The organism is Vibrio sp. R15-SG3-ISO1B (assembly GCF_059833835.1).
This window is the reverse complement of the sequence record NZ_JCBDGG010000047.1, coordinates 119,655-140,785: the sequence shown is the minus strand read 5'-3', so window position 1 is coordinate 140,785 and position 21,131 is coordinate 119,655. Positions and strand designations below refer to the sequence as shown.

Here is a 21,131-nt window from a genome sequence, read left to right as displayed (position 1 = left end):
GCGGGGCTGAATTTCGACAACAAGTGATGATTTCAATAGAGCGATTGTCACTTTTTATCGTGAATTTTTAAGAGTGGTGGCTATGTCTACAAACGCCGTTAACACAAATCAAGGTGGTTTTGTCTCTTTGGTCGGAGCGGGCCCGGGCGATCCGGATTTGCTGACAGTGAAAGGGTATCGAGTTATCCAGCAAGCGGAGGTCTTGGTTTACGACCGATTGGTGTCAGAGGAGATCCTCGCCATCGCTAACCCTGAGGCAGAGCGGATTTACGTGGGTAAACAGCTCGATTTTCACTGTGTACCGCAAGATCAAATTAATCAAATCTTGGTCGAAAAAGCCCAGCAAGGAAAACGTGTCGTGCGCCTTAAAGGTGGTGACTCATTCATCTTTGGCCGTGGTGGCGAAGAGTTGGAAGCGCTCGCCGAACACTATATCTCATTTGAAGTGGTGCCGGGCATCACCGCCGCCGCAGGTGCGACCTCTTACGCGGGGATTCCTTTGACGCACCGAGACCATGCCCAGAGCGTGCAGTTTATTACCGGTCATGTTCAACAGAATGGACAAGAGATTCAATGGTCCGCGCTGGCACAGCCCAACAACACGTTAGTCTTTTATATGGGCTTAAAACAGTGTCGCCACATTCAGGCCAATCTTATTGAGCAGGGTATGGATGTCGACATGCCCTGCGCCATCATCGAAAACGGCACTCGTAAAGAGCAGCGTGTCTTAACGGGTAAACTCGCAGATCTGGCGAGTCTAGGCGAACAAGCCGTGAGCCCCGCGCTGATTGTGGTCGGCAGCGTCACACAATTGCATCGTTCATTGCATTGGTTTGCACCAGAAAATAAGACGGAATAATCGTTATTCCTAGTGAAGCGGCGCAGGGCTGCTTATTCTCCTTAACAACGAATAAACGCGAACGCTTTGTTGGAGCAACGATGAAACGAATGACCACGTTATTTGCCACCCTTATCATGGCAGCCGGCGCAAACGCCAATTTGATTATTGATAAAAACGGCGTTGATGAGAAAGACTTCATCTACGATAAGCATCAATGTGAAGAGTTGGCCAATCAAGTGCAAAAAGACACCCAATCACGTGGTGCTGTCGGTGGTGCAGCCAAAGGCGCAGCGCTGGGCGCGGCGGGTACGGCAATCGCTGGTGGTTCAGGTTCGGAAGGTGCGAAGAAGGGCGCTGGCGTGGGCTTAGCGGTTGGTGTGCTTGGTGGCAGTAAAGATCGCCGTGAAAACCAGAAAAACTATGAAGCTGAACGCCAAACCGTGATGCGTAACTGCATGACCAACCGTGGCTACACCGTATTAAATTAACAACTCGTTGGCTAGACGAGCAATAGCGGCAGGGCTCTCTGCCGCTATTGTTATTGCCAATAGACCGATTTCTCAACCTCATCGAATTCTGTTACAGTGCCGAACCATTGCTAAATCACCAGGTTGGATGCACTTGATGGAAACCATCGCACTCTTTGTGGATGTGCAAAACATCTATTACACCACGCGCGCGCAGTTCCGCGCTCACTTCGATTACAACCAATTTTGGTACGTTGCGACACAAGGGCGTCAAGTGTCGATCGCCCATGCTTACGCCATCGCTTCTCATGATCCTAAACAACGCCAGTTCCACCATATCTTGCGTGGTATCGGGTTTGATGTGAAGTTAAAACCTTTTATCCAGCGTCAAGATGGCAGTGCGAAAGGGGATTGGGATGTGGGTATCGCGCTCGATGTCTATGAGGCGGCGGCCCAAGTCGATAGAGTCGTTCTGTTGTCAGGGGATGGGGATTTTACCTTGTTGCTGGAGCGTATTAAGCAGCGTTTTAATACGCCCGTTGACGTTTACGGTGTCGAGGCACTGACAGCCCAAAGCTTGATAGAGGCGAGTGACCGATTCATCGCCATCGACCACGATCTATTACTGCGTCGCTGATTCTGAATCGGCTGCGCTCTGCTCAGTCTCATTATCTGATACTTGGGTTGCGTTCTCTTCCCCGTTTTCAAGCTTGGCGCGCTCGGCTTTAGAGATGTAACGCGGCTTGTTGCTTTTGTGCAACTTAGCGTTCGCTTTTTTCTGTTTTGACTTCAAAATCTGGTTGATGCGTTTTTTACGATTCATGGTGAACACTTTATCGAGTAGAGGGCGCACATCCTAGCAGATTCCATCTACGCTGCAAGACTCCCCCGTCATTTGAATGGTTGAATTATCACTCGTAATGATAGTTTCAGCATCAAGATTAACCCCGATCAATAAAGGATTGGCAGCATCGCTTTACCCTTAGTGCATATTTCAATAATGACAAAGGGAAATGAGTGTGAATTCATTCAAACTGAAAATATCCGCGGCGATTGGCAGCATGATTGTTGTCATCGTTGCATTGCTGACGGTGACTGGATTTTTATCATTCAAAGAGGAGAGCGTGGCTCTCAGCCAAACAGTGCTGATGGAGAAAAATGCTGCAGTAGAAACCTACCTAACTGAGAAGTTTACTGGCTACCAACACGTCTTGTCGGGCGTTAAGGTGAGCGTTGGTGATATCACTGACCAAGGTTTATCGACCAAAGCGGTGACGCAGTTGGAAATGCTTTATCGCACACAGCAGTCTTTTATTGAGGGCGCGTATATTATTGATGTGGATGGCGGCATATACAACGTGGAAGGTCGCCAAATGGATTTCAACGTTAAAGAGCTCAGCCGGTCTTATTACAATGCACTGTTCACACAAGGGAAGACATTTTTCGTTTCGCCTCCTTTTGTCTCTGCTGTGACACAAAAAGAAGTGGTGGTATTGGCCTACAAAATCAATCCTCAAGTGGCTGTGATCACCTCGATCTATCTCGATTCATTGCTGACTAAAATCAAAGGTCGCAATGACATGTTCCTATACGGTGAAGATGGCACTATTTTGCTATCCCCGTATCAAGATCTATTAGGAAAAGACATCTACCAAGAGCGCCCGCTCTATAAACAATTCAACAAGGATACCCAGATCCTACAATACGAGGCAGTCGTGGATGGTAAGGCGACCGACTTCACCGCCTTTTGGACAAAACTGGACGTCAGTGGATGGAAGTTCGTCACCTTCATCCGCGATGCGCAAATTGAGCGCAATGCGAACGATCAATTGATCACATCTACTGTTATAGGTTTTGTGAGTCTGCTGCTAGCGATTGGCGTGCTGTTTGTGTTGGTCGACAAGCTGGTATTAGTCCCGGTTGGCGGTACGCCCGATGAAATTGCGCATTTGATGGAAGAGATGGCCAAAGGGGATTTCAGTCAAGAGATCCCGCAAACGGGCAAAGAGACGGGTATTTATCTCTCTCTGATCAAGCTCAAACTGCAACTCTCTGAGCTAATTAAGAACACACACGGCATCTCAGAAAGCGTCTCTTCGGCGTCTGAGCAGCTCAACGTCATCATGAATGACACCAAATCCAACGCACATCAAGAGTTGGCGCAGATGGAGCAAATATCCACAGCCATCAATGAGTTGTCTTCTACCTCTCAAGAGGTGAGTCAGCAAGCGGTGCAAGCGGAAGAGGTTGCCAAAGGTGCACGTGAGAATGTCGCCAACGGTAAGCTGACTCTCGAGAAAAATATCGCCTTGACCGATTCTATCAGCGCCTCTGTCAATGACAGCGCGCAAATTGTCAGTGATTTGCGTCAGTTTGCGCTGGAGATCAGCAGTGTGATTGAAGTCATCAATACCATTTCAGAGCAAACCAATTTGCTGGCGCTGAACGCAGCCATTGAGGCGGCGCGTGCGGGTGAGTATGGGCGAGGCTTCGCCGTTGTGGCCGACGAAGTGCGCAGTTTGGCATCCAAAACGCAAGACTCTACCGTAAGCATCAAAGAGATCATTGAAAAGCTGCAAAAACAATCTGATGTGGCGCAGCACAATATGAGCAAAAATGTTGAGTTGATTGAGGAGTCAGTCGAGCTCGCCGATCGCGTCAAAGCCTCATTTGAAGAGATTTATCGTGCGGTGGACGCCATCTCTGAAATCAACACGCTAGTGGCCACCGCCGCGCAAGAGCAATTTAGCGTCACCGAGGACATTTCCCAAAACACCACTCACGCCTATGATCTGGTGCAAAAGAACGTCTCGGGTGTGGATGAAACGCTGCAAGCCTCGGCTGAGCTGTCAAAACTCGCGGTCACGCAAAAAGAAGAACTTGGCTTTTTCAAAGTGTAACGCCTTCGACTTGCACTTGGTTTATCAAGACTACACATTAAGCTCGCCATTTGGCGGGCTTAATTTTTTTGTGTAGCTCCGCTACTATGGCGTAATGAATGGTGGATAGATAATTAGAGGTGTGAATGGATTTGGCCAGTAGGATGGAGCTGTTGCTGGAAGTCTCGAAAGCGGGCTCGTTTGCCAAAGCGGCAGACCGACTCAATCTCGACCGTTCAGTGCTCTCTAAGCAGGTGAAACAGCTTGAAGAGCATTTAGGGGTAAGGCTTATCAACCGAACTACCCGTTCGTTGTCGCTAACCGATGTCGGCTATCAGATTGTGGATCAAGCCAATAAAGTCAGTTCGCTGCTCGAAGAGACCAAGCAAATTGCCGAGTCTTACCATAGTGAGCCGGTCGGCAACTTGAGGATCTCAAGCAGCACGCTGTTTGGGCGTAAGTACATTCAAAAGGTGGTAGAAGCGTTTTTGGAGAAATACCCGAAAGCGACCGTAAACTTGGTGCTGGATGATTTGCGTGTTGATGTGATCAAAGAGCGTATTGATCTCGCGTTTCGCATCGGCCCAATGCGCGATTCGTCCATGGTGGCGAAACGACTGGCGGACAACAAATTGGCGCTGGTGGCGTCTGAAGAGTTTGTTGAGCAGCATGGTTTGCCTGAGACCCCTGAGCAATTGGTGGCCCTCCCTGCGGTTATTTACGCTAACAGCAGTATTGTGATTGATAAATTGCAGATCCACTCGAAAGATAACTTGCGCTTGGACACCTTCACCATGACCGGGCCATATCGCGTCAATGAGCCTCAGTTAGTGATAGACAGCGTTAAATCAGGGATGGGGTATGCCATGATTGGTCAGTTTATGATTTCCAAAGAAATCGAAAAGATGGGGTTGGTTCAGTTGCTCCCCGATTATCACATGCCCTCTTTTGGTGATGTCTACGCCCTGTATACTCACCGCAACGTTTCGCCTTTGGCAAAAGCCTTTATTGATATTGCTCAGCAAGTCATCGGGACGCCGCCAGTGTGGGAGCAGTACTTTAGCTAACATACACCAAGTAGATTGAGTGAAAGCAGAGCGAACCATAACGTCCGAGCAATAAAAAACGCCCAGTTGATACTGGGCGTTTTGATATACGGAGCAGACTGGCCGTACAAGGCGCGTCTCACTGTGACGATTCACGCAGACAGCTGTGGACAGCAACCGTCTAACTTAGAATGAAGTGAGGTAACGTTGTTCGCGAACGACTTCGCCGTTGTCATCAACCAGTTCAAAGGTGAAGGTACGGCCGTTATCGAACAAGTTTGCCGCAACGAAGGTGCCTTTTGAGCCTGAAATGTGAGTTTTGGTGCCGTTGCCGACGACTTTAACCGGTACGTTGCTGACCGGTTGGCCATCTTTCAATACGGTAACTTTCGCTTGGTTGTTGTTAGGTTCAACGTTCAGTGTGTAGTCGCTAGCCGCAAAAGCCATGCTTGAAGTCAGTGTGGTAAGGGCGAGTACTGATAATACTTTTTTCATTTTGATTTCCTCAGAATTTGTTCACATGGGAGAAGTTGTTCTCTGTACGGAATGTATTCTGCGCGAAATCATAAGTGTGATAAATATCACGTTTGTCATTTTACATGTGCAAAAATGGCAACAATGTCGCTATTGAATTTTAATTTAACCACCCCAATGTCACGAAATTAATTTGATTGTGGCTAAATCTGCACGTTTATTTTTCTGGCGAGCACGGATGACAGCACATTGAGCGCTTGATGTCAGCCACGTTGTCGCGTAGCACGTGAAAAGTGAGCTCTAGATCACATTCCAAATAACTCATTGGTATAGTTGCAAAAAGATTGATCCGACACTAGGGTCGTCAGCTTTCTAAAGCCTGATACTGCGGCGAGAAATTATTCTCAGGATGAGCTGTGTCATGCAAAAGTACTTGAAATTCATTATACCGATCGTGATTCCACTGATCGTTCTCGCCTTACCTCTGTCCGCTTTCCCGTTTGACGGATTTACGCTAGTACAACAACGTGTAACGGCGATTTTTTTACTGGCTGCGTTGTGCTGGGTATTTGAGCCGATCCCCATCTATGCCACGTCAGTGGTGATTATTGTGTTGGAATTACTGCTGGTTTCCAACAAGGGTATTTATTGGTTTCGCGCCAATGAGGGTGAGGCGCACTTTGGTACCTTACTCAACTACTCTGACATTATGGCGACCTTCGCAAGCCCAATTATCATGCTGTTTTTGGGTGGTTTTTTCTTGGCGATGGCCGCAACCAAATACCGGTTGGATGTGAACTTAGCACGAGTATTACTCAAACCGTTTGGCCATGATCCTAAGTATGTGATGCTCGGGTTAATGCTGATCACGGGCATCTTTTCCATGTTTATGTCCAACACGGCCACCACAGCGATGATGCTCTCGATCTTAACGCCTGTGATTGCGCTGTTTGGCCCCAAAGATCCAGCGCGTGTGGCGTTTGCACTTTGTATTCCGGTCGCGGCCAATATCGGCGGCATCGGTACGCCAATCGGTACGCCGCCTAACGCGATCGCGTTGAAGTATCTGGTGGGGGAGAACAGCATCAGTTTTGGTGAGTGGATGGCATTTGGTGTGCCGTTTGTCGTGGTGATGATGGCGCTCGCATGGGTGTTAATGAACAGCCTCTACCGTGCGCAGCAGCAACGCATTGAACTGTCGATCAAAGGAAAGTTCCTCAAAACTCCGAAAGCAATCTTAGTGTACGCGACATTCACGCTGACGATTGTATTGTGGTTGATGGGCTCAAGCCACGGTATGAACTCCTACACCGTGGCGCTGATTCCGGTCGCGATCTTCTCGCTCACAGGCATCATCAACAAAGAAGATTTGAAGAAGATCTCTTGGGATGTCCTATGGCTCGTTTCCGGTGGTATTGCGCTCGGTCTCGCGCTGGACAAAACCGGATTAGCACAAAGTGTTGTTCACAGTATTCCGTTCGATGCTTTCTCTCCTTACGTTGTCCTGTTTGGCGCTGCAATGCTCTGCTTGTTGATGGCGAATTTCATGTCTCATACCGCCACCGCCAACTTGTTGATGCCTATTATGGCCGCACTTGGCACCTCGATGACGTCACTGGCGCCATTGGGCGGTGAAGTGACCTTGATTCTTGTGGTGACATTCGCTGCCTCGCTTGGCATGTCGCTGCCAATCAGTACGCCACCCAATGCGCTCGCCCACGCAACCGGTCACGTACAGAGTAACCAGATGGCAAAAGTCGGGGTGATTCTTGGCGTGGTGGGCGTATTACTGAGCTTTGTGTTGGTGTGGATTTTAAATCTTATCGGCCATGTTGGATAACGTCATGGACGAGCTGATTCGTCACTATTTTTCAGATCCAGAACGCCAAATTGATTTGGCGGCGAATCAGGTGATCTTGCAACAAAATGGCAGTAACGATCGGCTCTACTATGTTCGAGAAGGTGAGCTTGAGGGGTTTGTTGAATCCGAATCCAAAGGCAAACGTATTAAGGTGTTTACCGCTGGGCCAAGTGCCTTCATTGGCGTGCACAGTTTTTTCTCCGGGACGTGGATGGCCTCCTCCACGGTCATCAGCAAAACGGACGTCAAACTGGCTTGGATTGATCGCACCACGGCAGCGGTGGAGCCAAAACGGTTGGGGCCGCTCAATGCGCAGTTTATGCCGGTGATGGTCAATGAACTCAATCGCCGCCAGCACCGAGCGACCCAAGAAGCGCTAGCCAAAGAAAAAGCGTTGCAACAGCTGCATACCGCCGAGCAGATGACCACCTTGGGTCAACTGGCTGCGGGGATCGCCCATGAACTCAACAATGCGATTGGTGTTGTCAGTAGCAAAACGGAGCGCCTGCAACAAGAACTGAGTGAACTGCTTTCTGAGGTCAAACCTGCTTATAAGGCGCATTTTGATTTTGGCTTGCGGCAAGGGCAAATGATCTCGTCACGAGAGATTCGCCGTTTGGCAAAAAACATCGAGCAGCGCTATCGCGTTGATAGTAAAACCGCCAGTGCGCTCGCACGCGCGTTGGCCAGTGATGAGGTGCCAAGCGAATGGCTCTGCGATGTCAATTCTGCGCTCAAATATTGGCAGATGGGCAGGGGGATGCACGATTTACGCAATGCAGCGCGCCATTCTGTTGCCATAGTCAAATCGGTGAAACAGCTTGGGCGCACGGACACTGAGCCGTTGGAGCTGCTCGATATTAACGACACCCTCAACAAAGCCCTTGCGTTGCTGCAAAGTGATTTACGCCGAGTGAATGTGCACTTGCGGCCTGCTCAATTACCAAGGATTCAAGGCTCCTCGACCGAATTTGTTCAGGTATGGAGCAACATCATTAAAAACGCGTGTGATGCGATGCGCAGCACAGACGACCCGATGATTGAGATACACACTAAGGTGGTCAACCAGAGGATTTTGGTCACCATCGCAAACAATGGGCCAGAGATTGATGAGCCGACCCGGCGCAAAATTTTTCAGCCCAATTTCACCACCAAAAAAGGTGGTCTATCGTTTGGCTTGGGCCTTGGGCTTGCCATCGTTAAAAGAATCGTCAGCGAAAATGGCGGTAGTGTGGTGGTCAAAAGCGATCCTTCACGCACCATTTTTCGCGTCAAGTTACCGTTAGGAGAGAGCAATGGATAAGCTGAATGTCATTTGTGTTGACGACCAACGAGAAGTATTAAGTGCGGTCGTTCAGGATTTAGAGCCACTCAACCAATGGCTCACGGTGTTAGATTGTGAATCTGGTGAGGAAGTGCTGGAGTTAATGGATGAGCTTGATGCACAGGGCGAGTTTATCGCAGTCGTGGTCTCAGATCATGTTATGCCTGGAATGACAGGGGTAGAACTGTTAACCGAGATCACCAATGACCACCGATTTAAGTACACCAAGAAAGTATTACTCACTGGACAAGCGACCCACACCGACACCATTACTGCTATCAACACCGCCGGGGTGAGTCAATATTTTGAAAAACCTTGGAGCGCAAAGGAATTGCAAGGGTGCGTGCGAAGCTTGGTGACAGAGTATCTGTTTGATACGGGACTCGATTATCAACCTTTTCATCAGCAGCTTGATCAAACCATCGTATTGAAACGACTCAGCTAGGCGCAAACAAAGCGTGAAAGTGCACAGGAAAATTGAATAACCTCGATGTTGAGGTTATGTTTATAATATTATTATAAACAGTAAGTTGAGTTGGCTATGGTTGGATATCGTCAGGTTAAAAAAGCTTCGTCGCGCTTCGCGGTGTATGTCATCCCGCCTCTGTTGATTTTTGTTGCCTCAGTCTACTTTGCTACGCAAAAAATTCACCAAACCTTGCAAGATATCGGTGACCATTACATGGTCACCTATGAGCGCATCATCAACGGTATTCTTGATGAAAACCGCGCCGCACTCATCGCGCCCAATCTCTGTCATGTTATTCAGCAAAACATGCGCTTTGAACGTGAGGTGGAAGAGCAGCAAACCCTCCGCAATGGCCAAGTGATCTGCTCATCATTGAGCAACACCAGTGCGTTGTTTCCGCTGACCGAACCGGTGGAAAATCAGACCATTGAGGTGGTGCCGCTCCCTAACTCTGTGGATGTCTCACTAGCGGTGATTAATTCACGTGTGATTGATGGAGAGATCTACCACGCAGTGTCGCTGGTGGATAGAGATTTTATGCGGGCACGTTTGGGCTATCTGACGGAGCCGAACATCAATACGGCTGTGTTAATCGTAAACGGCAAAGTTGCTCCTGCTGGTGCGAGCATCCCAAACAGTTGGTTCGTGTATTCGATTGAGTCCAGTCAATTTGGCCATCGAATACTCGTCGAGGCGAGCAGCGAGTTAATTCGACAGACCACGCTGTATTACGTGAGTCTCGCAGTACTGGCGTTAATCGTGCTTTATATCGCGGTGTTTTTACTTAGAATTCAGCTGAGCGCAGAGCGGAGCATGTACGCAGAAATTAAGCTCGCACTGCGTCGCAATGAGTTTGTGCTCCATTATCAGCCGCAAGTGGATGCGGCGTGTGGTCGAACGGTCGGGGTGGAAGCGTTGGTGCGTTGGCAGCATCCCACTCGAGGTTTGATCTATCCGGATGTGTTTATTCCCGTGATGGAGGAGTTTGACTTAATCAATGAGTTGACCGATGTGGTGGTCAAGCAAGCATGGAATGATTGGTGCGATCGCCACTTTGATGCGCCGTTCCACTTAGGGATCAATTTCCCGCCGGGTTACTTTGCCTTAGCGGAGAAGCAACTATTTTTGGTGAATCATCACCACCAGTTCGCAAAGCTCAACATTGTATTAGGTTTAGAGGTGACCGAGCGTCAATTACTTGATGGTCAAGCCCGGGAGGGTATAGCAAAGTTGCGCGAAAAAGGCCTCGAAGTGTTGATTGATGATTTTGGCACCGGACAAACCTCACTCGCGGTGTTGGAGCAGACCAAAATCGATGTGCTTAAAATTGACAAGTGCTTTGTTGATACCATCGGCGTCGACAGCGTGAGCGCACCAGTGCTTAACGCCATCATTAATCTAGCCAAAGCGCTCAACCTGACCATGATCGCCGAAGGGGTTGAGTACGCGGAACAAGCCGATTACCTTCTCTCACAAGGGGTCAACTTGCACCAAGGCTACCTGTACAGTAAACCTGTGCCGCTTGGGCAGTTAGATCTATAGTTGTGGCGTGGTTGAATGGATGTAGTGCGTCTAATTCAGCTAGGAGGCAAAACCAAGTACACAAAATTGTCAGACGCTACGGTTTGCATCTCGGTATGGATGTCGCGTTTAGTGACGAAGAGAGTGCTCTGTATATTAATATTGGTAGTGGGTTTTAGGGAATAGCAAAGTCCCCCGTTACATGGCGTGACGGGGGGCTAAACTCAGTGAATCAAACCGAATGCTCGGGGCAGGGCCAAACTGATGTCTGGGACAAAGGTGATGAGCAGGAGAGTGATGATCAATACTGCGCAAAAAGGCAAAACTGCACGTATTACGCTCTCTATCCTTGCGCCGCTGACACTGCAGCCGACGAATAGCGCGGTCCCTACTGGGGGCGTCGCTATCCCGATGCAGAGGTTGAAGATGATCATCATCGCAAAGTGAATCGGGTGCATACCGAGTTGAGTTGCGATGGGCATAAATATTGGCGTGAAGATAAGCACGGCAGGGGTTAAGTCCATAAACATCCCGACGATGAGCAAAATCACGTTCATTAAAATGAAGATAATAATCGGGTTGTCTGAAATCGATAGCATCCATTCACTGATGAGGTTAGGCAAACCGGTGAAGGCCATCGCCCAAGACATAATTGTTGATGCACCAATCAAGAACAGCATAATCCCTGTGATTTCAGCCGTTTCCACACAGATGGTTTTTAGCTCTTTAACGCCGAGAGTGCGATAACATAATGACAAGAAAAACGAATACAAAACGGCGATACACGCGCCTTCAGTGGCGGTAAAGATCCCCCCTATAATCCCTCCAATGACGACCACGACCAACCCCAAGCTCGGTATTGCCCGCCAGGTAATGGTGAGAATTTCTCTCGCTGTTTTGGGTTGCGATAAGGTTCGATAGCCTTTTTTCTTGGCAATAAAGTAGGCGACAACCATACAGCTGAGGCCCATTAAAATGCCAGGCACATAACCGGCGATAAACAGCGCCGCGATGGATGTACCACCACTGACGACAGAGAAGACGATCAATGAATTACTGGGTGGAATTAATAAGCCTGATGGACACGACGCTACATTCACTGCGGTAGCGAACGATTTGTCGTAGCCTTCCTTTTCCAGCTCTGGTTCTAGTGTTTTTCCTACCGCTGCCGCCGCGGCGACCGCTGAGCCGGAAACCGAGCCAAACAACATATTGGCAATCACATTCACATGTGACAACGAGCCGGGCATTTTTCCAACCAAGAGTTTTGCGAACTCGACCAACCGGTTGGCTATTCCACCTCGATTCATGATGTTCCCTGCCAAAATGAAAAAAGGAATGGCAAGCAAGCTGAAGCTATCAATGCCAGTCACAATCTTTTGACCTGCGGTCATGAAGGCCACGTGAGGAGGAAGGATAGTACACATGATCACCAGTGAGGACATTGCGATGGCGATCGCAATCGGAATACTGAAGCTGATCATGACGATAAAGAGGCATAAAAGCCAAAAACCTACAGAGATATCCATATCATTACCCTTGAATGCGTCGCTCTTGTTGGTTGAAGAGCAGTAAGGTGTTGAGAAGAAGGTAAACCAGCATTAACGCTCCTGAGAGCGGCAAAATGAAATAGACATAAGCCATCGGGATCTGTAGCGCAGGCGAAAACTGCAGCATCGTCCGACCAATGAGCTGGCTGCCACCTTTGATCATGGCAAGATAGATAAAGGCACACGACACCAAGTTGATGAGTAGATGGCAGTATTTTTGGTATTTAGGACCCACTGAACCGACAAAAAGGGTGATGGCCAGATGGCCATTTTTACCGAACAGATAACTGGCACCCAGCAGACCGAACCATATCATGGTGTACCGGGCAAGCTCATCAGTAAAAGAACTGGGATCGTTAAGTACGTAGCGACTAAACACCTGCCAAGTCACAGTAATGACCAGACTAATAATGGCCACGCCACACAGTATGAGTATCACTTTATCTAACGTCGTTTTTAACGTGTTAAGAGCAGAAACCATTGAAACTCCTATTTACAATGATTCAAAGTTGCAGCCCCACCGCGATGGTGGGGCTTGTTACTTTAAGGGGAAATCAGAGCTTTTGGATGGCTTCAATGTAGGTGCCTAAGACAGGATCTTGCTTGGCACTGTCCAACATCGGCGCGACTTTTTCGCGGAACTTGTCTTTGTCGACCTCAACAAATTTTACGTCCAATGTTTCGGCTAATTTCTTGTTCTTACTGTCGATATCAGCCCAGATCTTAATTTCTTCTTCCATCGATTCGGCGGCAGCTTCGCGGACTATGGCTTTCTGAGCGTCATTGAGGCTACTCCATGTCACTTCTGAAATCATGATGAGATCAGGCGTCATCATATGTTGATCCATGGAATAGTATTTCGCGACTTCAGAGTGTTTCATTTCGACTAAGCTGGAAATGTTGTTCTCTGCGGCATCAATTACGCCTTGCTGAAGCGCGGTATACACTTCCGTAAACGGAACGGGCGTCGCGCGTGCCCCGAGCAGTCTCACCATTTCCATCATGGTTGGAGATTCTGGAACACGGACTTTGAGGCCAGCAAGATCGTCGGGGGTTTGAATGGGTTTCGAGCTGTAGAAACTGCGTGAACCAGAATCATACAGTGTGAGCCCGATGAACCCTTTTCCTTCGCTAGACTGGAGAAGTTGCTGTGCTGTCTCACTGCGCATAAAGGTATGCATATGGTCTGCATCACGGAACAAGAATGGGATAGAGATCGCTTTGTAAGTGGGTTCAAACGATTCAGCCAACGATCCGTTGATTTTCGCCATATCGATGGCGCCTGTCACGACTTGCTCTGCTTGATCTCGCTCTGACCCAAGCATGCCATTAGGAAAGATTTTCACGTCCATTTCGCCATTGGATTTTTCTTTCACTTTCGCCGCAAAGATTTCCATCCCTGCATGGGCAGCGCTCTCTAGGTTCATCGCGTGACCTAATGTTAGCGTTCGAGCTTGCGCACCGAAAGCCAAGATCATCGAGGCGGCAGCCACCGTCAGAATCGTCTGTTTCATGTTGTCATCCTTTTTATTTTGGTCGGTAGAGTGAAGCGTCTTTCAAACTTCCTCATCAGTATTTTCTTGAATTATTTGTAATACAATGACACAAAAGTTTATATGTGCGGCAAGCCAGCATAATTGAGTGGAATTTAAACTGAATTGTGATTTTACTCATATTAATTGTTGCTAAAATCACCATTTTTGGACTTTGTTTTTACTTTAATGCGTAATTTAGGCTGATTTGGTGGCATTTTGATCTGCGTGGCAAAATACAACTTTATACTGTGAGTTGCATTGGTTTTTTAGTTTTTGGTTATTTTTGAATGAAAATTGATCGATAGTATGTAGGACAATAACACAAAAAGGAGTATCAAAATGAAACAAATGTTAGTGGCAACATCGCTACTTCTGTCCTTACCGACGTTTGCTGATGTGGCCAATAATGGTGTGAACTATCCTGTCCCTGCAGACAAGTTCGACATGCGCCACTGGAAGATCACCATTCCTTCAGACATTAACCAAGATGGCCGAGTCGATGAGATTGAGGGGGTCGCGATGATGAGTTATTCACACTCGGATTTTTTCTATCTCGATAGCCAAGGGCATTTGGTGTTTGAAGTGCACAATAAAGCCATCACCACCAAAAATTCCAAAAATGCTCGTTCGGAGTTGCGCCAAATGGCAAGAGGCGCGAACTTTGCCATCGGAACGCATGATCCTTTAAACAACTGGGCATTGTCGAGCCATCCAGAAGCCGAATCATTCAGTGCTATTGGCGGTAAACTCGAAGCGACGCTCAAGGTTAATCATGTCTCTCTTCATGCTAAGTATCCAAATAAGTATCCCGCCTATTCTGTGGTAGTCGGGCAGATTCACGCTGAAAAAGACAACGATCAAATCAAAGCCAAGACAGGTTTTGGTCACGGAAACGAACCGATCAAAATTTTCTACAAGAAGTTTCCAAATCATAAAATGGGTTCAGTATTCTGGAACTATGAACGAAATTTAGCCAAAGACGATCCCAATAGAGAAGACATCGCCTACCCAGTCTGGGGTAACACTTGGGAAAATGATGCCGAGCCTGGTGAAGCGGGCATCGCCTTGGGTGAGTCATTCAGTTATCAAATTGAAGTCAACGGAACCACCATGTCTCTAACGTTTGAAACGGACCGTCATGAAACCGTGACTTATGAGATTGATTTGAGTAAGGGGATTGATGACAAGGATTCACCGTACGGCTACGCCAAAGACGCGTTCTACTTTAAAGCAGGCGCCTATGGTCAATGTAGCGTTCAGGACAGTCACCCAATATGGGGGCCGGGTTGCGAGGGCACGGGTGATTTTGCCGTGGACAAACTCAACGGTGATTACAACAGCGTGACCTTCACAGAGTTAAAACTGAATGGCCAATAAGCTTAATAGACAGTGTTTCGATAGCTAAAGAGTTCGCCGTGCTCAGTCAGGAGTGCCACTCATTCGCGTCTCAGACGGCGACTCTCCAAACAATTGACGGTAGCTACGGCCAAATTCTCCCATATGATAAAAGCCAAAGCGAAAAGCGATGTCTGAAATCGAACCATCCTCGAATGGCGCCTGTAGAGCACGCCTTACTTGATTGAGCCTGACGCGCTTGATGTACTGTTTGGGTGACACCTGGCAATAGTGTTCGAAGGCGTATTGTAACGTTCTTCGGCTGACATGTGTCGCTTGGCAGAGATCACTGACGGTGATGGGGCGATGAGAGGGCGCTTGAGTGACGTAGTCGATGGCGCTCTGGATAAGACGTTGTTGCTGAGGGGCCGCCACCCGAGGGGTTGGCGCAGAGCTGCGAGATAGTAATTCGCTAATGAAATCACACAATAATCGCTGATGAGTGTGCGCTGACCATACATGCCTTTCTGGATTGAGCAGGACACTGAGGTAACGTCTGAGGAGATTGGCGGATGACTCGTCTGTGATTCCAAGTAATGCGGGGTTGAGACCGGAACCTTGATGGTCGGTTTCACACAGTACATGATCAAGCACTGACTGGTCAGCGACGATACCGTAGATGGCATAATCTCGCGGTGTGACGAGTTCAAACTCGCTGTTGCTATCACGCACGAGAATATCAGAAGCATTCATTGGCCGCTGGTTGACAGTAATCGCACTAGCCTCAACGCTGAGACCTAGCCATATCCCTTCTTCAATCGAGCATTGCTGACGAAGTGAACGATTGCTGTCTTCACGAAACACATGCAGATGACGAAACCGTCGCTCTTGTATCATCCCACTAAAATTCCCCTCGCTGAGTTGATCATACTCTTGATGCCAGTTAATCAATTGGCCTGCTTGCTGATTTGCATCATTACAGTGACGAGTGCACAAGTTTGGTTCACTGGTTGGGGTATCGAGATCCATCCTGTAATACTCCTAATCTCCACTTTGCGCCATTGTGGGGCGCCCATCATTAACTCATTGAATAAAAAGGGGTTAAAGATTGCCAATTCTTGATAGTTGATTGGAACAGTTTTCGCTTCATTCCTCTTAAACACACGCTTAAAGAGTTCATTCTCTTACTGGGAATGATGAAGAGAGCAAGAACTGCACCAATAGCCAAAAAGAGGTAATGGATGGCGATTTATCGACGGCAGCAAGGAACGACAGTATATACCTTTGCTTCACTGACGGAACTGATGGCCAAAGCGACACCTGAGCGATCAGGCGATCGTTTGGCTGGCGTGGCAGCAGAATCCGCCACCGAGCGCGCAATTGCGCAAATGACGCTGGCGGACTTGCCACTGAGCACATTTCTCGATGATCTTCTTATTCCTTATGAGGACGACGAAATCACGCGTTTGATCATCGAGACACACGACCGTGAGGCGTTCAAGTTGATCGCTCACCTGACGGTGGGTGGCTTGAGAGACTGGTTGTTGAGTGATGAAGCCGATAGCCACACTTTGACCGCAATTCGGCCTGGCCTAACCCCTGAAATGGTCGCGGCAGTGAGCAAAATCATGCGCAATCAAGATTTGATTCTCGTCGCGAAGAAGTGTGAGGTGGTGACAGCGTTTCGCAACACGATCGGCTTACCCCAACGTCTATCCACACGCCTTCAGCCCAACCATCCCACAGATTCACTCAACGGGATCGCCGCGACCATTTTCGATGGCTTGATGTATGGCAATGGCGATGCGGTGATCGGTATCAATCCGGCGACAGACAACGTGCCGCAAGCGGTCAAATTGATGACCCTCATGGATGATGTTATTCAACATTACGCGATTCCTACTCAATCCTGTGTTCTGACCCATGTGACCAACACCATCGAAGCGATTGAGATGGGCGCGCCGGTTGATTTGGTTTTTCAATCTATCGGCGGCACGCAGGGTACCAATGACACGTTTGGTATTAACCTCAATATTCTTAAAGAGGCTCAAGATGCCGCACTCTCGCTAAAGCGAGGCACAGTGGGCAACAATGTCATGTATTTTGAGACAGGCCAGGGCACGGCGCTGTCGGCCAATGCCTTTCATGGTGTCGATCAGCAGACTTGCGAGACGCGCGCCTACGCTGTGGCCCGTCATTTTGATCCGCTGCTGGTGAATACCGTGGTGGGTTTTATCGGTCCTGAGTACCTGTTCGATGGGAAGCAAATCATTCGCGCCGGATTAGAAGATCACTTTTGCGGCAAGCTGCTCGGGCTGCCGATGGGTTGCGACATCTGTTACACCAACCATGCTTACGCGGATCAAAACGACATGGATAACTTGCTGACGCTACTTGGTGTGGCTGAGTGCTCCTTCATCATGGGGATCCCTGGCTCTGATGACATCATGCTTAACTATCAAACGACTTCTTTTCACGATGCGCTTTATGCGCGAAAAGTGCTCGGACTAAAGCCCGCACCAGAGTTTGAACGTTGGTTAATGGAGATGCAGATCTTTGAAGATGTCAGCGGTGTGCGCCTCAGTAATCAAGTCGCGAAGTCGTTTTCCAACGCAATGAATCGAATTCAGGGGGTGTAGTTGATGGGTAAAGTGATCAGATTTGAATCTCACCCTGCTCGAGAAAGTGTGGTCGAGAATCCGTGGCAGAAACTGAAAGATTTCACCTCCGCACGCATTGCACTCGGCCGTTGCGGAAGCAGTGTGCCGACCAACGAATGGCTGTCGTTTAGTTTTGACCATGCCAAGGCGATGGATGCGGTGCATTGCGCGCTCGATATTCGCAAACTGGCGCAGGACGTCGCTCAGTCAACTGTGATGACTTCACAGATAGGGCGAGAGCCCATTGTGGTGAAATCAAAAGCCAACGACCGCTTCGAATATTTGCAAAGGCCCGACTTTGGCCGTGAACTGAGCAAAGAGAGCATGGAGGTGGTTGCTGAACACCGACATGACCAACACGCTTATGACTTGGCCTTCGTTGTGGCCGATGGCCTTTCATCTGTGGCGATCCAGCGTCATGCAGTGCCACTGCTAGAAGCTCTGCTTGTGAGACTTACCAGCCAACACAACGCGCCTTGGCGCATCGCCCCCATCACGATTGTTGAGCAGGGAAGAGTGGCAGTCGGTGACGATGTAGCCCAGTGCCTCAATGCCAATATGGTTGTCGTTCTGATTGGTGAGCGCCCAGGGCTCACTTCGCCAGATAGCATGGGGATGTACCTCACCTGGGGCGCCAAGCGAGGCAGTAAAGACTCTGAGCGAAACTGCATCTCTAACATTCGGCCGCAAGGTTTGAACTATTCCGACGCTGCTTTTCGCGCCAGTTATCTTCTTGAAGAAGCGCGTTCGCTCAAGCTGACAGGCGTTAATCTCAAAGATCGATCCAGTATGGATGAGCAGCAAGATGGCCTGACGCTCGGCGAGCAACACCAATCAAACTTTCTAATTTCAAAACAGTAAAGGGAATCACTATGTCTAAACATCAAGAATACCTTGCCAAACGGCAACTGAAACGAGGCACTGCCGGTTGGGTGCTATTAGCAGGACTAGGGGTCTCGTATGTGATCTCGGGAGATTTCGCAGGGTGGAACTTTGGTATTGCCCAAGCGGGTTGGGGCGGATTTCTGATTGCCGCCGTCGCGATGGCAGTCATGTATTTAACCTTGGTTCTCTCTTTAGCGGAAATGTCTGCCGCGATTCCAGCCGCAGGCGGTGGCTACAGTTTTGCACGACAAGCCATGGGCCCAACAGGTGGGTTTATCACCGGGCTTGCCGTCTTGATTGAGTACGCGTTGGCACCAGCAGCCATTGTTATTTTCATTGGGTCTGCCGTCAATGAACTGATCGGGATTGATGGGCCTTGGGTCTATGCACTCTTTTATGCGGCGTTTATCGCTGTGCACCTAGCAGGTGTTGGCGAAGCACTTAAAGTGATGATGGTGATCAGCGGTCTTGCGGTGTTCGCCATCCTATTGACCGCCGCCGTGCTTATTGGCCATTTTGACGCCAGCAATCTATTCGATATTGCCCCAGCAAGCACGCAAGCCACAGAGGCACTGCCTTATGGTTGGTATGGTGTTTGGGCCGCGTTGCCGTTTGCGATGTGGTTGTTTCTGGCAGTAGAAGGAGTGCCACTGGCTGCCGAAGAAGCTAAAGATCCCGCGAAAGATGTACCAAAAGGCATCATAGGTGCGATGTTATTTCTGCTGTTTACTGCGGCGTTAGTTGTGCTTTTGCTGGCGGGCGCAGTAGGCTCAAACGTGATTGGTAGCAGTGCAGTTCCGCTGGTAGATGCACTTAAACTGACAGGTAATCCGACGATAGCCACTATTGTCAACGTCTTAGGGCTTGCCGGTCTGGTTGCGTCTTTCTTTTCTATAATTTATGGCTATAGTCGTCTGGTGTTTGCTTTGTCCAGAGCCGGTTATTTACCGAAGCTCTTGTCACTGACGAGTAAAAATAAAGTCCCTTCTCGTGCGTTAATCTTCCCTGGCATTTTTGGCTTTGTGGTGTCATTAACCGGAGAGGGCGATTTGATCCTCGCCATGGCGGTAGTGGGTGCGACCGTGTCCTATGCGCTGATGGCACTGAGTCATATTCTGCTTAGAGTCAAACAGCCCGAATTGCCAAGACCATACAAAACACCGGGCGGTGTGGTCACATCGGCGATCTGTTTGGTGTTATCGCTGATTGCTATGACAGGGGTGTACGCGTTTGATCCCTCGGCCTTTATGATGACACTTGGCTTGTTCGTGATTGGTGGTGCCTACTATGGTCTCTATAGCCGCAATAACTTAGTAGCGGGTACCGCAGAAGAAGAGTTCGCCATGCTCTCGATTGCTGAACAAGAGCTTGAATCTACCGCCTCTTAATCAATCGCTTTGATACTACTCAAGCCAAGCAGATATCGCTTGGCTTTTATACGTCTGGCGATATGGGCTATTGCGTTGGCTACAGCAACGAGGGGGAGCCTTCTATGACTAGTTGGTGAAAATGTATCAGTCATTGCGGAACAACTGATGAGTTTTAAGAAGGATTTGTTGCAGTCAGAGGATCACGCTAAGGAACGACGAATGCTTAGTTATGTTCGTGAGCTGATCAATTTTTATCGATTAGATTGGACCAGTCGAAGTCGCCGACGTAGAAAAACACAATCAAGTATGCGCGCCGCCTATCAGCGTACTAACTATGAACGAGTGTACGGTACAGATAGTTTATACACGGTGAAACTGATAAAGCCGTCGCTATCCGAAAGAGACAGACTCAGTGGAGAGTGTCCTGAATTCTGTGTAACTGTCTAGACTTAAGCCTTAAAGGCTAAGGATGGACAATATGGATAAGAAAGCACTTGAAGCTTTTGCTCGTGAAGCAGCGAAGTCAATTAAAACAGAATCTGATCTGGACGACTTCCGTAAAATGTTAACCAAGGTGACCGTTGAAACCGCGTTAAACGCTGAACTCGATGAGCACCTTGGGTATCAAAAACACCAACCCAGAACCAGCTCCAACTCCCGCAATGGCTACTCGGGTAAATCAATCATCACCGATGATTGAGAAGTCGATATCGACATCTGTAAACGATCACTGGATCACATTGTTTTAATTCTAAAATTTGCTGCGGAATGACGGTTAGATGACTCCTATCTGCCTTTTATGGTTTAGAGTAAGAGTTTATACACATGCTATTAATATGATTTTCCCCTATGGTTCATATTAATACTTTGTTCGAATATGATAGCTGCCTCGAAAACTAGCTTACTCCTGAATC

19 protein-coding genes and 1 pseudogene are annotated in these 21,131 nt (G+C 48.5%); 14 read left to right on the top strand and 6 right to left on the bottom strand.

Annotation, left to right across the window (positions count from 1 at the left end; translation table 11 throughout):
- Positions 1-82: 82 nt before the first annotated feature.
- The 3 genes from cobA to AC6R0S_RS14925 all read left to right on the top strand — a co-directional run bounded on the left by cobA (position 83) and on the right by AC6R0S_RS14925 (position 1,945).
- Positions 83-859: a uroporphyrinogen-III C-methyltransferase gene (gene cobA, locus AC6R0S_RS14935; RefSeq protein ID WP_500627674.1), complete on the top strand. Its 777-nt coding sequence runs from the start codon at positions 83-85 to the stop codon at positions 857-859.
- An 80-nt stretch (positions 860-939) separates the two neighbouring features.
- Positions 940-1,329, top strand: a complete 390-nt coding sequence (locus AC6R0S_RS14930) for a glycine zipper family protein (RefSeq protein WP_500633341.1) — start codon at positions 940-942, stop codon at positions 1,327-1,329.
- Between the two features lie 136 nt (positions 1,330-1,465).
- Positions 1,466-1,945 carry a LabA-like NYN domain-containing protein gene (locus AC6R0S_RS14925; RefSeq protein WP_500638248.1) on the top strand — a complete coding sequence of 160 codons (480 nt, stop codon included), beginning with the start codon at positions 1,466-1,468 and terminating at the stop codon, positions 1,943-1,945.
- On the opposite strand, the gene AC6R0S_RS14920 is transcribed toward AC6R0S_RS14925, so the two are convergent.
- Complete coding sequence (locus AC6R0S_RS14920) at positions 1,931-2,131, bottom strand: DUF2986 domain-containing protein (protein WP_500627677.1); 201 nt, start codon at positions 2,129-2,131, stop codon at positions 1,931-1,933. The genes AC6R0S_RS14925 and AC6R0S_RS14920 overlap by 15 nt on opposite strands.
- Positions 2,132-2,327: 196 nt before the next feature.
- Between AC6R0S_RS14920 and AC6R0S_RS14915 the strand changes: the two genes are divergently transcribed.
- Both AC6R0S_RS14915 and AC6R0S_RS14910 read left to right on the top strand, forming a co-directional pair.
- Positions 2,328-4,208: a methyl-accepting chemotaxis protein gene (locus AC6R0S_RS14915; RefSeq protein ID WP_500638247.1), complete on the top strand. Its 1,881-nt coding sequence runs from the start codon at positions 2,328-2,330 to the stop codon at positions 4,206-4,208.
- A 125-nt stretch (positions 4,209-4,333) separates the two neighbouring features.
- Positions 4,334-5,254, top strand: coding sequence for a LysR family transcriptional regulator (locus AC6R0S_RS14910; protein WP_500631129.1), 921 nt, complete (start codon positions 4,334-4,336; stop codon positions 5,252-5,254).
- 165 nt (positions 5,255-5,419) lie between these two features.
- Here the strand turns inward: AC6R0S_RS14910 and AC6R0S_RS14905 are convergent, their stop codons facing one another.
- On the bottom strand, positions 5,420-5,728 hold the full coding sequence (locus tag AC6R0S_RS14905) for a hypothetical protein (protein ID WP_487903459.1): 309 nt from the start codon (positions 5,726-5,728) through the stop codon (positions 5,420-5,422).
- A gap of 400 nt (positions 5,729-6,128) precedes the next feature.
- Here AC6R0S_RS14905 and AC6R0S_RS14900 point away from each other — a divergent pair, with 400 nt between their 5' ends.
- From AC6R0S_RS14900 to AC6R0S_RS14885, 4 genes are all read left to right on the top strand, one after another.
- Positions 6,129-7,547 carry an SLC13 family permease gene (locus tag AC6R0S_RS14900; RefSeq protein WP_500627680.1) on the top strand — a complete coding sequence of 473 codons (1,419 nt, stop codon included), beginning with the start codon at positions 6,129-6,131 and terminating at the stop codon, positions 7,545-7,547.
- Complete coding sequence (locus tag AC6R0S_RS14895; RefSeq protein WP_500638246.1) at positions 7,537-8,871, top strand: ATP-binding protein; 1,335 nt, start codon at positions 7,537-7,539, stop codon at positions 8,869-8,871. Before AC6R0S_RS14900 ends, AC6R0S_RS14895 begins: the two co-directional genes overlap by 11 nt.
- On the top strand, positions 8,864-9,337 hold the full coding sequence (locus AC6R0S_RS14890; protein ID WP_500638245.1) for a response regulator: 474 nt from the start codon (positions 8,864-8,866) through the stop codon (positions 9,335-9,337). The genes AC6R0S_RS14895 and AC6R0S_RS14890 overlap by 8 nt, the downstream gene beginning before the upstream one ends.
- A gap of 96 nt (positions 9,338-9,433) precedes the next feature.
- Entirely contained in the window at positions 9,434-10,903 is a 1,470-nt protein-coding gene (locus AC6R0S_RS14885; protein ID WP_500638244.1) for an EAL domain-containing protein, read from the top strand.
- A gap of 203 nt (positions 10,904-11,106) precedes the next feature.
- Here the strand turns inward: AC6R0S_RS14885 and AC6R0S_RS14880 are convergent, their stop codons facing one another.
- The 3 genes from AC6R0S_RS14880 to AC6R0S_RS14870 all read right to left on the bottom strand — a co-directional run bounded on the left by AC6R0S_RS14880 (position 11,107) and on the right by AC6R0S_RS14870 (position 13,946).
- A complete protein-coding gene (locus tag AC6R0S_RS14880; RefSeq protein WP_500631125.1) occupies positions 11,107-12,411 on the bottom strand; it encodes a TRAP transporter large permease in 1,305 nt (434 codons plus the stop codon).
- A gap of 4 nt (positions 12,412-12,415) precedes the next feature.
- Positions 12,416-12,913, bottom strand: coding sequence for a TRAP transporter small permease (locus tag AC6R0S_RS14875; RefSeq protein WP_487903464.1), 498 nt, complete (start codon positions 12,911-12,913; stop codon positions 12,416-12,418).
- Positions 12,914-12,986: 73 nt separating this feature from the next.
- Complete coding sequence (locus AC6R0S_RS14870; protein ID WP_334552255.1) at positions 12,987-13,946, bottom strand: TRAP transporter substrate-binding protein; 960 nt, start codon at positions 13,944-13,946, stop codon at positions 12,987-12,989.
- Between the two features lie 360 nt (positions 13,947-14,306).
- On the opposite strand from AC6R0S_RS14870, the gene AC6R0S_RS14865 reads away from it, so the two are divergent.
- Positions 14,307-15,344: a polysaccharide lyase family 7 protein gene (locus AC6R0S_RS14865; protein WP_500638243.1), complete on the top strand. Its 1,038-nt coding sequence runs from the start codon at positions 14,307-14,309 to the stop codon at positions 15,342-15,344.
- A gap of 42 nt (positions 15,345-15,386) precedes the next feature.
- Here AC6R0S_RS14865 and AC6R0S_RS14860 read toward each other — a convergent pair whose 3' ends face one another.
- The gene (locus AC6R0S_RS14860; protein WP_500638242.1) at positions 15,387-16,331 is read right to left on the bottom strand and encodes a helix-turn-helix domain-containing protein; all 945 of its coding nucleotides are present in this window, start codon (positions 16,329-16,331) and stop codon (positions 15,387-15,389) included.
- 212 nt (positions 16,332-16,543) lie between these two features.
- Between AC6R0S_RS14860 and AC6R0S_RS14855 the strand changes: the two genes are divergently transcribed.
- The 4 genes and pseudogenes from AC6R0S_RS14855 to AC6R0S_RS14840 all read left to right on the top strand — a co-directional run.
- Complete coding sequence (locus AC6R0S_RS14855; RefSeq protein ID WP_500638241.1) at positions 16,544-17,941, top strand: ethanolamine ammonia-lyase subunit EutB; 1,398 nt, start codon at positions 16,544-16,546, stop codon at positions 17,939-17,941.
- Between the two features lie 3 nt (positions 17,942-17,944).
- The gene (gene eutC / locus AC6R0S_RS14850; RefSeq protein ID WP_500638240.1) at positions 17,945-18,823 is read left to right on the top strand and encodes an ethanolamine ammonia-lyase subunit EutC; all 879 of its coding nucleotides are present in this window, start codon (positions 17,945-17,947) and stop codon (positions 18,821-18,823) included.
- An 11-nt stretch (positions 18,824-18,834) separates the two neighbouring features.
- Entirely contained in the window at positions 18,835-20,235 is a 1,401-nt protein-coding gene (eat, locus tag AC6R0S_RS14845) for an ethanolamine permease (protein WP_500638239.1), read from the top strand.
- Positions 20,236-20,695: 460 nt separating this feature from the next.
- Positions 20,696-20,914, top strand: a pseudogene (locus AC6R0S_RS14840) (transposase); the annotation flags it as partial.
- Between the last annotated feature and the right edge of the window lie 217 nt (positions 20,915-21,131).

Excerpts from the sequence above, each read along its gene's own strand:
- cobA (WP_500627674.1), top strand. The coding sequence starts at position 83 with ATGTCTACAAACGCCGTTAACACAAATCAAGGTGGTTTTGTCTCTTTG.
- AC6R0S_RS14930 (WP_500633341.1), top strand. The coding sequence starts at position 940 with ATGAAACGAATGACCACGTTATTTGCCACCCTTATCATGGCAGCCGGC.
- AC6R0S_RS14925 (WP_500638248.1), top strand. The coding sequence starts at position 1,466 with ATGGAAACCATCGCACTCTTTGTGGATGTGCAAAACATCTATTACACC.
- AC6R0S_RS14920 (WP_500627677.1), bottom strand. The coding sequence starts at position 2,131 with ATGAATCGTAAAAAACGCATCAACCAGATTTTGAAGTCAAAACAGAAA.
- AC6R0S_RS14910 (WP_500631129.1), top strand. The coding sequence starts at position 4,334 with ATGGATTTGGCCAGTAGGATGGAGCTGTTGCTGGAAGTCTCGAAAGCG.
- AC6R0S_RS14905 (WP_487903459.1), bottom strand. The coding sequence starts at position 5,728 with ATGAAAAAAGTATTATCAGTACTCGCCCTTACCACACTGACTTCAAGC.
- AC6R0S_RS14900 (WP_500627680.1), top strand. The coding sequence starts at position 6,129 with ATGCAAAAGTACTTGAAATTCATTATACCGATCGTGATTCCACTGATC.
- AC6R0S_RS14895 (WP_500638246.1), top strand. The coding sequence starts at position 7,537 with ATGTTGGATAACGTCATGGACGAGCTGATTCGTCACTATTTTTCAGAT.
- AC6R0S_RS14890 (WP_500638245.1), top strand. The coding sequence starts at position 8,864 with ATGGATAAGCTGAATGTCATTTGTGTTGACGACCAACGAGAAGTATTA.
- AC6R0S_RS14885 (WP_500638244.1), top strand. The coding sequence starts at position 9,434 with ATGGTTGGATATCGTCAGGTTAAAAAAGCTTCGTCGCGCTTCGCGGTG.
- AC6R0S_RS14880 (WP_500631125.1), bottom strand. The coding sequence starts at position 12,411 with ATGGATATCTCTGTAGGTTTTTGGCTTTTATGCCTCTTTATCGTCATG.
- AC6R0S_RS14875 (WP_487903464.1), bottom strand. The coding sequence starts at position 12,913 with ATGGTTTCTGCTCTTAACACGTTAAAAACGACGTTAGATAAAGTGATA.
- AC6R0S_RS14870 (WP_334552255.1), bottom strand. The coding sequence starts at position 13,946 with ATGAAACAGACGATTCTGACGGTGGCTGCCGCCTCGATGATCTTGGCT.
- AC6R0S_RS14865 (WP_500638243.1), top strand. The coding sequence starts at position 14,307 with ATGAAACAAATGTTAGTGGCAACATCGCTACTTCTGTCCTTACCGACG.
- AC6R0S_RS14860 (WP_500638242.1), bottom strand. The coding sequence starts at position 16,331 with ATGGATCTCGATACCCCAACCAGTGAACCAAACTTGTGCACTCGTCAC.
- AC6R0S_RS14855 (WP_500638241.1), top strand. The coding sequence starts at position 16,544 with ATGGCGATTTATCGACGGCAGCAAGGAACGACAGTATATACCTTTGCT.
- eutC (WP_500638240.1), top strand. The coding sequence starts at position 17,945 with ATGGGTAAAGTGATCAGATTTGAATCTCACCCTGCTCGAGAAAGTGTG.
- eat (WP_500638239.1), top strand. The coding sequence starts at position 18,835 with ATGTCTAAACATCAAGAATACCTTGCCAAACGGCAACTGAAACGAGGC.